The organism is Bacillus sp. CZDM1, from assembly GCF_055502545.1.
In genome coordinates, this window is sequence record NZ_JBUESO010000002.1 from 631,335 (window position 1) to 643,414 (window position 12,080).

At 32.0% G+C, this 12,080-nt stretch carries 9 protein-coding genes and 1 pseudogene; 1 reads left to right on the top strand and 9 read right to left on the bottom strand.

Annotation, left to right across the window (positions count from 1 at the left end):
- Position 1: 1 nt before the first annotated feature.
- The 7 genes and pseudogenes from ACY3XC_RS07490 to ACY3XC_RS07520 all read right to left on the bottom strand — a co-directional run bounded on the left by ACY3XC_RS07490 (position 2) and on the right by ACY3XC_RS07520 (position 7,426).
- Positions 2-925: a hypothetical protein gene (locus tag ACY3XC_RS07490; RefSeq protein ID WP_464868003.1), complete on the bottom strand. Its 924-nt coding sequence runs from the start codon at positions 923-925 to the stop codon at positions 2-4.
- A 4-nt stretch (positions 926-929) separates the two neighbouring features.
- A complete protein-coding gene (locus tag ACY3XC_RS07495) occupies positions 930-2,879 on the bottom strand; it encodes a hypothetical protein (protein WP_464868004.1) in 1,950 nt (649 codons plus the stop codon).
- Positions 2,876-4,381: a competence protein CoiA family protein gene (locus tag ACY3XC_RS07500; protein WP_464868005.1), complete on the bottom strand. Its 1,506-nt coding sequence runs from the start codon at positions 4,379-4,381 to the stop codon at positions 2,876-2,878. The genes ACY3XC_RS07495 and ACY3XC_RS07500 overlap by 4 nt, the downstream gene beginning before the upstream one ends.
- A 442-nt stretch (positions 4,382-4,823) precedes the next feature.
- Positions 4,824-5,297 (bottom strand): hypothetical protein, encoded by a 474-nt coding sequence (locus ACY3XC_RS07505; protein ID WP_464868006.1) that lies wholly within the window; start codon positions 5,295-5,297, stop codon positions 4,824-4,826.
- A pseudogene (locus ACY3XC_RS07510) lies at positions 5,294-5,608 on the bottom strand (nucleotide pyrophosphohydrolase). Before ACY3XC_RS07510 ends, ACY3XC_RS07505 begins: the two are co-directional and overlap by 4 nt.
- Before the next feature lie 261 nt (positions 5,609-5,869).
- Positions 5,870-6,256 (bottom strand): YkvA family protein, encoded by a 387-nt coding sequence (locus ACY3XC_RS07515; protein WP_464868055.1) that lies wholly within the window; start codon positions 6,254-6,256, stop codon positions 5,870-5,872.
- A 396-nt stretch (positions 6,257-6,652) separates the two neighbouring features.
- Positions 6,653-7,426 (bottom strand): hypothetical protein, encoded by a 774-nt coding sequence (locus ACY3XC_RS07520; protein ID WP_464868007.1) that lies wholly within the window; start codon positions 7,424-7,426, stop codon positions 6,653-6,655.
- A gap of 447 nt (positions 7,427-7,873) precedes the next feature.
- Between ACY3XC_RS07520 and ACY3XC_RS07525 the strand changes: the two genes are divergently transcribed.
- Positions 7,874-9,193 (top strand): hypothetical protein, encoded by a 1,320-nt coding sequence (locus ACY3XC_RS07525; RefSeq protein WP_464868008.1) that lies wholly within the window; start codon positions 7,874-7,876, stop codon positions 9,191-9,193.
- A gap of 350 nt (positions 9,194-9,543) precedes the next feature.
- On the opposite strand, the gene ACY3XC_RS07530 is transcribed toward ACY3XC_RS07525, so the two are convergent.
- Together ACY3XC_RS07530 and ACY3XC_RS07535 are read right to left on the bottom strand one after the other, a co-directional pair.
- Entirely contained in the window at positions 9,544-10,074 is a 531-nt protein-coding gene (locus tag ACY3XC_RS07530) for a DUF1643 domain-containing protein (RefSeq protein ID WP_464868009.1), read from the bottom strand.
- A 310-nt stretch (positions 10,075-10,384) separates the two neighbouring features.
- Complete coding sequence (locus ACY3XC_RS07535) at positions 10,385-11,482, bottom strand: phospholipase D-like domain-containing protein (protein ID WP_464868010.1); 1,098 nt, start codon at positions 11,480-11,482, stop codon at positions 10,385-10,387.
- Positions 11,483-12,080: the final 598 nt, after the last annotated feature.

Sequence of the window (12,080 nt, forward strand, 5' to 3'; positions counted from 1 at the left end):
CTTATTCTCCTTCTTCTTTTAATTTGTAACATTCAAAAATAGAACGTACATTCTCTATCTGATTGTATGTAGTAATGTATTTATTTGGCCATTTATACTCATTGGGAATAGCAATTAAACGTAATAATATATTTTCTTCTTTTGGGAGTATTGAATTTAATCTAATCTCAATAAAGCCGTTCTCCCTTTGAATAAGTCGATAGGTAGAATATAAGTTTTTACGAATTCGTAAGGCTTGACGAAGACGATTGTACATACTATTGGGTATCCGAGTGACATACCAATCTCCTTCTTTCCATTGCGCGAAATACTTCTCTGGCTTTATCTTTTGTCCAATTACGCGGTCATAAAAAAGAATGTAGAATTCACCTTCCTGCATATTACTAATTTTTGATGATTTAAATGAACCTTCTTTTGAGATAATTAAAATTTCTTTAGGCACAATATCGTGCTTATTTGTTAGCTTCTTGATGTACAAATTTAATAACTCTTCAAGTTCGGGCCGATATAGGTATTCACTGTACATAAGAGAAATTTCTAGTGGTTGCATTCTTAGTTGACCAGCTCCTATACACCTTTCTTTATCATTAAATTCTAGTGAACTGATGGCAACAAACATTCCATTTGGTAATTGAACCGTCCTTTCAGGTGGTAATGTGTAATAACCTTTACCCAAATGTAGTATCTCACCTAGCTCGGAAAGAAAGTGAATAAATTGTGTTACGGTAGACCCCTTTTCTAAATAATTAAAAAAGGATATAAACTCTATAGACTCCATTTCAAAAAGTCTTTCAAGAGTATGCATAAATCGACTATAATGAACTTTGTTTGATTGTAGTTCCTCGCAAAGTCCAATGATTAAATGCTTAACATAACAACTGTATTGATTAATAGCTTGATGTACATTTAAATAATCATTAATCATATAATTACACTCCAGCCACGACTTTTTCATTAATTCTTATTGCTTTGTTAAAAATTTTATAACACCATTCAAATAGTTCATCTTTAGAAATAAATTCATTCATTTGGCTAATCCATTCAACTAATTGATAAGGTATTTCAGTATCTAGATTTTTAAAGTCTTCAATCCATTCTCTAAATTCTCTGCGGATTAAAAGCTGATCATGACTTGCAATATACGTTTCAAGTTGCTCATGTTTGAATTGTCCTGATTGAAGAGATTTGAAGTTTCGTTTATTCATAAAGCAAGATATATAATCTTCAGCATTGATAAGAGGTACATACGGCATTTTTTCAATAAATGGTAAAGCTTCATCTAATGAATCAATCGATATAATTGTTAAATCAGGTATATTGCTGTTATCATTCCATTTATTTTGCTTAAAGTATCCTGACAAACTGTATAAAGCTGCAGTAGTATGAGGATTATGAATAATAAGGGTTTTTACTAATTCCTCCATTGTAAAATATTTATGCTGTTGATCCAATTCATTTAATGTAAAAGTTTCTATTTCGGGAATAATTGTTAACATTTGCTCACAAGCTATCGTTTTAGAAATACATTTAGCTAATTCGAAACTACTTTCTCCATAAAGAATAATAGGTTCGCCTAATATAACTGCACTTAAAACTGTCGCTGCCAAAGTAGTATTTTCATCTTTCCCTCTAAAGTGAGAGAGATTTTGATTTAGAAGATTACAAAAGGCATTCATATTTGGCAGTGATATCCCGGAATATGATTGAAATTGAGCAAATCCTCCACTACCCTTACTTATAATTGCAGGTTGTGATATCATAGCTGGTAAATTTAATAATGAGAGATGTTCTGCATAAACACTGGTAAAACTCTCTCGTAATTCCCCTATTTTTTGCTCCATTATTTTTTGAATTTCTGTATATTGCTTTTTAATAGATTCTAGATCCCTTGATTTATTTTTTAAAGTAGTCATTAACCCATCAAGTTTTTGTTGTTGAATTGTATTTTCATTTACTAGCTTCTTATTTTTTTTAAGAAACTCTTTATAATCTTTTTCAAATTGATTTTGAACTCGCTCTTCTATAATCATTTTTGTCACATCTAAATCAAGAACCAATTTATTGAATAAAGTAATTTCTTCAACCGTTAATGTGTGACTGTCCATTATTTGTACTGCACGCTGTATACGTTCTTTTAAATGCGGAAGTTGGGATCTGTCTGTGTCGTACCATTCTTTTAACTTAGCAATCATTTTTCGTGATAATACTGCAAAATCTGAATTATTCTTTAACTGTTTTAAGGCATCACTTATTATACGTTGATCATTAGCAACATCGATCCATCCAATTAAATTTTCTCGCTGTAACTGATCAATACAGAATAGGCGTTCGTGATTTTTATTTGCTTCAGTAATTATAGTAATCTCAATATCTTGCTGGTAATAAGGGATAAATTCTTCTTCTTTGCATATGTACACACCATCTAAAAATTCCATCTTAATTGGTCCTATCAAAAAATCATCAGCTGTTCTAAGGATTACAAAATCTGATAGAACGAAGGGTATGTTTATTCCTTTTTTTATTAATTCTCCAATTTCAAACTCATTGCTTTCAATTTTTTCATCAAGATCAATTATGTCAAAAAGTTTGGGATCTATTATTTCTTTTCCTAATGTATACCTACATGAGCTAATTATAGACTTATCAAATGTATTAGATTCAATAACTTCATACAGGCGAAAAACATCTTGTTTTGGAGGCTGAAAAGATTCCGCAACAAAAACTTTACCTATATTAGCAAAGACGGATTTTATCCCGTCTTCAGTTAACGACCGTATTTCCCCTTTTTCTAAAATGGCAAATGGTTGCGCACCAGCAACTTCGTATGCATCTCCATCTCTTTGTTTAAGTTTCTTATAAATTTTAAGTAATGCAATCATTTTATTTGTTTCATCTCCTTTATGATTTCACCTATAGGTTTAGGAACATGTATACCAAAACGTCGTATAAAATAAAGGATTTTATCTTTAAAATTATTGCTACTTATTAAAACAACGGATTGTAGCATTTGTAAATCCTTTACTGTACAAATCACCTTTGGATACAAATGGGAATTTTGATAAAAATTATGGATTTTTTCAATTGATATTTCATTTGAATACTCCGAAGGATTTTGAACCTCAATACTCCATAATGTAGGAAAATCTATACGAATAGGTGCAATAAACGAGAACTTTCCACCATGTTTAATTCCATAATTGAAATCATTTTTGGTATGTACAACTAAAGATAAGTCAGTTTCAAGATTTATTCGTTCAATTTTCAATTTACGGATTTTAAATAAGATGTCTGAATTATTAATTGAAACTTGTCCTTTGAAATTTGGGTAATGCTCTATTTTGGGATTATAACGAATCGTTAGCATTTCTGTAACTTCTTGGTCAACAAAAAGAATATAATCTCCGGGTTCTGTCAGATGCAGATTTATAATACGATTTGATGGTACTTTGAAAATTTGTCGACGTTTGTTGGGATGTATCAAAATAACTCTTTGTTCCATCTGTCTTAAACCGATACTCGTTACTAACCATGAACATTTGTAACTACTTAATTCAATGGTTGTTCCGATTTTTTTAAATGAAACAGGCTTAATAATATCCAAATGACACGTAGATTCCAGAAGCGTATATCCTATTATTCTTGCAAACCAGTTTTGCAAGTCACTAGATAATTCTGTAGGCATAATCAATTCATAAATATAGTATTGTTTTTCGCTAAATGTATTTACTACTTCTATATCAGAATGGATGTTTATCAATGGACTCGTTGAAACAATAAAGAAACGGCCAGATAAAGTCAATCTTCGGTAAGGTATACTGATAAACTGACCCTGTATTTCTTTAAATATTAAAGCGCCATCATTAAATGGTTTATAAATACCACTAATATGAAGGCCCAGGATCCTCTCATTTTTTTGGTTTGTACAGTGAAAAGTATATGTATTCATTAGAGGAGCTTCAATTACACAGGCTTGACGTGACGGCAATAGGTTAACAGTATTTAACTGAAAACCCGCAATTTGCTCACAACGATAAGTAAAGTACATATCGTTATTCTGCATTACTATTGCCGATTGCTGTATCAATGGGAATTTCAACTCGAATAGATACTTTTCATCCTCTTTTTTTATTAAAAGTCGTACCCTCTGTTTTGCATCAATTTCTTGATCATAAATATTAGATTCGCCAAGATTTTGAGCATATAATTCACAAGTTTCCTTTACTTCTTCAGGAACTCCTTTACCATGTCTAAAATGTGGTGTATTCTTCGATCCAGGATAAAAATGAAGTTCGCCATTACATACAGGACAAAAATATCTTCTACCTTTGACTGCATTTACTGCCTTAATTAGCTTATAATCTGCTGTATAGGCTTTATCCATAGTCCCACCCCCAACAAATTTAGTCTTCTTTTATCTAACGTTTGCTTCGTTGTTAAAATAAGTTCTAATTTTTAGTGACGTTATTTACTATTCTTCTATAAATTGGATTCTTGTTGTTCCATTAAATTTTTTATATAGTTATAATGTCCTATTCTATTTTAACCTATATCGAGCAAAAAAGATGAAGAAAAGTATTTTTGTTGGATATATATGTAATCAAAAATGTAAAACTTTAAAAATAATATTTCAAGTAACAAATCCTTACATTCTACCCCTGCTACTGTTAGGGGTTTGGTGACCCCCGCCGCGGTAACGCTTTAGTCCACTGGGGATCAGGCACTAATCACAGGAAGTACAGAGGAGATTCCTGAAGATAATTGCTGTACCTTTTATCAAGAAGCGGCTCACCGATACTAGCCATAATATAGTTATGTAAATAAGCTCAGGAATGTAGCTGAATAGCGGATGAATCACTGTATAGGGACTCATTGAAATTCTGCAAATATCGCTTATATGAGGAAGCTTGGTAGGCAGGATGAACGGTTTCCCGTTCCCTTCCACCTAAATACGTCCGAACTATTCCATCTCCTTCAGACACCTTTGCTTTTTTCCATTGTTTCAATTCAATGATTAAAGCATTTTTCTTACCCTTCTCGTCTTCACCTACTACGAAGAAATCAATTCTTTTTTCAGAAGATGGTAGCTTATACTCTAACAAGACATGCGTATCCTCTTTTAAATCTGCATCTCTTAGTACCTTTGCCATTTGAGGGAGTGAATTTTCCCAGGATCTCAACTCACTGCCGGATACCACCTTATTCATTTTTGTCAGGACATTTTCTTTGAGAACGTAACCAATTTTATTTTCATATATATGATTTAAGAATTTTGAAGAGGACTCATTATAAATGATCATTTGCTTGTTTCCTCAATTCTGTTAACAGGGTATTTTATAGCGTTTTTCTCCAGTTTTCTTAGGACTTCCTCTTCTAAATCGATCTCCATCTTATCAGCAAGCTGCACAAGATAAATTAAGATATCAGCCATTTCTTCTTTTATGTTTTGTCTTGTCTCAGCTACTGCTTTCTCACTCGTTCTCCACTGGAAATTCTCTAGCAACTCACTTGCCTCTAGTGAAACAGAAATGGCCAAATCCTTTTCACTATGATATTTCTTCCAGCCTCATTCATCACGGAAGGCTAGGATCTTTTGGCGAATCTTGTTCATTTTGTTATCTCCTATACAACTATTGGATTTATCTGTCTCTTTTACTATACATTTACCTAATTTTAACACTTACTATTAATAAATAATAAGGAATTAATACTCCATTTAGATATCTTTTATAATTCAAAATAATAAAAGCCTCTACTTTTTAGTATGAGGCACACAATTGATATCAATAAACCTGAAAGTTAGCTAAATAAGAAAAAAAAAGCTGTCATAATGGCATTCATTCATTAATTTGTAATTTCTTTTCATTGGAGACTATTTTAATTTATTATCTATGTCAGATGTATCTACCTCATCACCAAACCAATTAGTAAGCTTTTCTTTTGCTTGTTTTTTGATATCCTCATCAATATACATAGCTACTTGAATTAATGCTCCGACTAAAACTCCTAAATCATCAACATATCCTACCCCTATTGCAACATCTGGAATTAAGTCTATCGGAAGTATAAAGTAACCTAATGCTCCAACAATTGTAGCTTTCACTTTAAAAGGTACATCTGATTTTTGTAATGTGAAATATAGTATCAGGACAGCATAAACAACTGTTGAACCTGCCTTCTTAGAGAATTTTTGAATTTTATTCCATAATCCTTCCTCAGAAAAATGCTTTTCATGTTGTTGAATATTTTCTTCTTCCATATTATCTGCTTCAATTTTTAATTCTTCTACCTTTGATTTCACTATGTTTAATTCTTCTAGACTTAATTCTTCTTGTATATTTTCTATGTCATTTTGGTTCTTCTTTTTAAATATGTCTAACACGTATATCCCTCCTATTAATTATCCATTATTTTTATATAAATATATAATACACCATTATAAATTTGGAGAATAATAAAAAATCAATTACTTTCCTAAATCTAGTATTTATATAAGAAGATTTTTAATGAACCCTTTAGAAAATGGTCTATTTTTATAGGTTGTCACAATTAGCTTTTACAAAACTACCATGCAATCGTTTCTGTAATCATAACAGGGGTGCTTAAGGCAGGAAAAGGAGGCACTACTGTACTTCAACTATCGAACTACTCTTATTCAATTAGACCTATTGCGCTGAACTCTAATTTCCTCTATCAATTGTGTGACACATTTTCTAAACACAGATTCCGTCAATTCTTCCATCCAAATCTGTCCAACATCATTTGCCTCCCCAAAAACATCACTACTACAATACGGTGCGACAAAGAAGCGATAGCAAGATGTATCTTGTTCTTCTAACCCCTCTCTTATTAACAATACAAACAAGCGGAATAGCTCATCATAGATAACATTCATTGGATTCGTAAACACCTGTACCACTACTATTTCTGCAAAAGAAAATAGCAAATCTACTGTAATCGGTTCATTCTCCCTGGGTGATACACAGTTACTTGTCATAATCGAAGATTTATCACTAACGATAGAATGATACACATAAAAATCCAGCCTCCTTTGTAGCCCTCTCCAAAATGTATTCGATTCAAGAATGCCAAGTATCAGATTGCCATATTTATTGATGAATTCCGGATCCTGAAGAAAAGTAACCAACTGTTCTCTGTAAGTAGGCTTATACTTATCTTCAATAATATGATATTGATTTGGTTGAACTGAGCTGCTATCTAAAAACCGTGGTGATTTAGCCAATAAAAAAAGGATCCATTCGAAATACTCGGGATCCCCTTCACACAACTGATATTGTTCTTCCACCTCCCTTTTCGCTACTACAAAATCCAATCTAGTAACATATCTTTCTGAAAAATTAGTTGGAACACATTTAAACAATCTTTCACAAAACTCCCGAAAAGCCTCATCCAATCTTTTACTCACCATGATCACTCCCTTTAATCGTTCTCATTAGAAATATACATAGGGGTTATTATCTTTTGTTACGGTATAAGGAAGCGGCGTCATTTGGGGTATTCGAGAATTGACAGATACACTTTTAAATTTGCCATAATAGTTGTTTTTTTATGAAATGGTTGACATCCATCTCGCAATATATGATTCTTGTAAAAAAAGGGAATTTTCCGAAGTGAAGAAATGAAAGCCGCACTCCATGTAATTGATAATGAATTATTCATCCTTCATATTCTGCAACAGGTCAAAAGTGCCAGGTACCTTTCAATCTAATGGATTGTGCATGTCACCATTTGCATTTTTTTACTACCTCATAGGGGTGAGAATAGAAATAATTTGTCATAATTATATTGTAGTAGCGTCCATTAATCTATTGAGTGAAGAATATTAGAAAGTAAAAGTTGTTGAGGGGGAAAAGATATGGGGAAGATTACAAATAATACATCTATTAAAGAATTTGAATACCAATTAAAGAACATTGAAGAATTACTAAGAAATAAAAAATTGCTTAGATCCCAAGGTATGTCAGAAGTTGAAATTTTAAAAATGCAGAGTGTACTCAAAAAGCAAAAAAGAGAATTTGAAGAAATATCAGTAATACCGGATAAATTCAATACCATATTTGCAGGTAGAGGCTGGATTGCATTTGAAGGTTTAAATCTTACTATGATGAAAGATGCAATTTCTGCATATGAAATGGAAAACATAGAATCAGCTGAAGGAATAATACTTGATTTCTATTCAGATGAGGAAAAGATAAGACTTTTATCAACTAGGCTCTATAAATTTTCTCAGTTTAAACCGAGAAGAAAAATTTATGAAAGAGCCATAGAAAGGCATTATAAAGGGGATTATATCAGCTCTGTACCCATACTATTAACATTAATTGATGGTTTTGTTAATGAATTTGAAAATACAGGATTTTTTGCTCAAAATACTAATTTAACTGCTTGGGATTCAATCGCTGCGCATGATAGTGGTTTGAATTCCATTGTGGGACTATTAACTAAAAATAGAGTAAAAACAAATACTGATCCAATTGAGTTACCATACCGAAACGGCATTTTACATGGAAAAGACCTTAACTATGGAAATGTGAAAGTTTCCGTTAAGTGTTTGCATATTCTACTCGCTTTAGCGGATTTGGCTGTGGCAAATCAAAAGATGAAAGAAGGAATATCTAAAGAAAAGTTTACACCACCTACATTCATTGAAAATGTAGAACAATGGTCAGAACTAATAGCGCAAAAAGAAAAAACTGATGAAGAAAAAAGGAAAATTGATAAATGGGTAAGAAGGGAAATCAAAATAGGGGATAATTTATTAATTAGTGGCTTAAGTAGTGAATATCCTTTAGATTCCCCTGAAAGACACATGGTTGAATTAATAGAAAGTATTAATAAAAAAAATTATGGGAAAATCGCTTCTTTGATTTATCAGCAATTTAATCCTGTTACAGTTGGAAAACTTGCAGGTGAAATGAATGAGAAATTGTCTGGTATTTATATTAATGAGTTCAAGTTTATTGAACTTAAAGATGTGGCACCATCTGTAACGAGTATGAAGTTATCTTTTAATATAACAACTTCTTCTAATAATTTTCTTCATGAGGAAGATTTCCGATGGCTTTGCACAAACGAGAAAAATGAGACTATTGTTAGAAGTGGAAATAAGGATAGTTGGAAAATGATAGATTATTTTACTGAAAAATGGATGATGTTTAAACTACAACCCCAATAAAGGAATAGAAGTTTTATAATTCAACTGGAGGAAACCGAGTAACTGTTTAACAGTCATGTGGTGTCCTTCTATTACAAAATTGGGTCAGTCCTTTGTCGCGTTAAAGCTTGACTTGACTGGGATTCTGACCCACCGGATTCGAAAACGTTCCTATGCTTTCTTCAGAGTTAATAATCCATTAAACACCTTTAACGATACCTTAATTAGGTTATGGTCAAGTGTAAATCTTTGATCTTTCCTTTGGGGGTGAGGATGTTTAGGATATGGTCTATTTGAATTTTCATCCCCTAACCCAAATACATAAAGTTTTTCCTGATTTCTTATTAAAAGATCCAAAAAAGAATAGTGTTTTATAAGATTCGGAATACCAAAATCACGCCCATTTTCTCCCCACCCAAGTATAACCTTAGATGATTTTTCAATAACATTAAATAGGTAAAACCAGTTATAAAATCTTTAGGAAAATCCTCCTTAGTAACTTTACTTCCCTTTATTACCGGGCTGGTGTTAACTATATCTAAACTTCCAAAATCATTATACCTTAAGTAATCCATCAGGAAATCTATTGTTGGATCACCGACTAGTTCATCTGCTGAGCTCGGATTCATCATAAGGACAACTGCTGATGGTAAGCTTGGATTCCATGTTCTCCGTAATAAATAGCGACGATTTACTTCTGGATATTCTGGATGGAAAACTGCTGCTCCTAAATTTGATGAATAATTTGGTGAAAAGTCCTCTGATGGTAAATCAATAGGGTCGTCATCTAAGTAGGTGAAATTATTTTCGCTCAACCAATTTATGAATTTCTCATAAAAATCTTCCTCAGTGATATTACTGTTTGTAGATACTATTCCTGATAATAGCAAACGGTTTTGCATTATTGTCCCCTTCACAAATTCAAATGTAAAAGTTCCCTTACTACTTTTTGTTTTGGTAAGTTCTAATCTTCGCCTTCACATTGAAACGATGGGATATTGGAAGAAAAAGTGGCAGGCACCTTCCAATTCTTTGGATGGTGCCTATCACTTTTCTCCCCTACATACATTTTCATAAATAACACCTCACATTTGCTACCATATTCTTAGTGTTTAATAGTCTTGCCATAGACCACACGCTTGTTTTTTTAGTGAAATTCATGACAATTATGTCAATACTAGGAATCTAGAAAATTCAGATCAGTCTTCTTAACTAATCTAGGTCACTGAGATGAATCTTTTCAGGAATAATTCTTGAGTTAAGAAATACTTTATTTTTGAAAGGAGAAATATCATAAATATCTTGTTCTAATCTATTGTTTCTTATAAGTCTTAGTAGTAAAGACTTATTTTTATTATTAACGCTTATTTGAAATTGCCAAAATTGCTCATTATTATCTAAGTTCTTATTTATTAAAATGTTTTTTTGAAGAAATGTCCTAGGTAAACAAATAAATTGATTAGTATCTTTTAAAATCATAATAACCGCATCAAATTTCCCTTCCTCACCTCCTTGCTTTATTTGCTTACCACCTTTCTTAGATAGTGCAAACCGATAGTTTTCTGAAAATAACAGAGTACTATCTTGTCCTCTAGAACGAATTAGTTTCACAATATGTTTATCATTAATTTTGTAAACTTGTTTTCCATAGCCTTTTTTTACTGGACTGTAGCTAGAAATTAATTCTTTTTCTTTAATGTTTTTAAGAAACCTTTCATACTGGCTGTTTCTATTTTCTGTTGGATCATATATTTTATGGTTACGAACAATCTTATCAATAACATCATCAATATCACTCAAAATCGAATCGTACTTATCATTTAATTCTTTAAGGAGGTGCTCAAGGTCATTTATGATATCTTTATTTAAAACTATTAACTTACTACTTTTTAGGAATGTGATTTCAACATAGTCTTCGTCACTTTTTGTATATCCTTGTTTCACCATCACTTCTATATTTCCAATTTCATTTAAATTAAACCCACTTGTAGTGAAATTGGAAGACCCTAAATACAAATGATTATCAATAATATAAAGCTTTGCATGTAAATTCTTTAACACACGTACTTGAAACCCTGACTCTTGAAGTTTCAGCAATGCAATGGGGTCAGTAGCTCCATTCACATATTCTAGACCTGGGTAAAGAGTAATTAAGATTTTATTATTAATATGCTTGGGAACTTTCTCTAATAAATATTCCACCGTCTGATTCTTAATATATGGAGAAATAATTACAATCGTATTCTTTGCTTTCTTTATATCTTTTGATAGTGAATTCTTAAATTCATCTATACTTAACAATCGTCCCATCTATAATATGACTCCTTTCACATACTACTATATTTTTCTCGGGTACCGGTTATGTCCGACCTCGAGAAACCGCTGGAATCAGTACTTCCTACTTATTCCTGGTAAGCAAGAAATCATCATGCTTCTTTTTATTATTCTATCAATCACCAACCATACTTTCTCGGCAAAATATACATTATTTGAACTTAGTGAAGTCCCCCTTCTATTCTACTAAATTTTTCATACTCAGGGTTATATTTCCATAAAATCATTGAGAATATTTTAGTAAAATAACAAATTATTTGGATAATATGTCTTGCGATGATTGGTTCATTCTCACTAGTAGATACACACTTACATGTCATGGACAAAAAAGTGCCAGGTACCTTCCAATTCTTTGGTTGGTGCCTCGCACAATTTCTGCTCCGTTTAATTATATGTTTATAGGCTTCGAGGAAACTGTAAGGAAGATCAAGTTCCAAATAAGTAAGAGAGGAAAGTCTTTACCAATTAACCACTCCCGAGCATTGTTTGGAGAATATCGAAAAATAAAAAGGAGCAAGCTACAGAGCGCCTGCTCCTCATTGTGTGTTATTCAACGAACTTGGCACCTTAATGA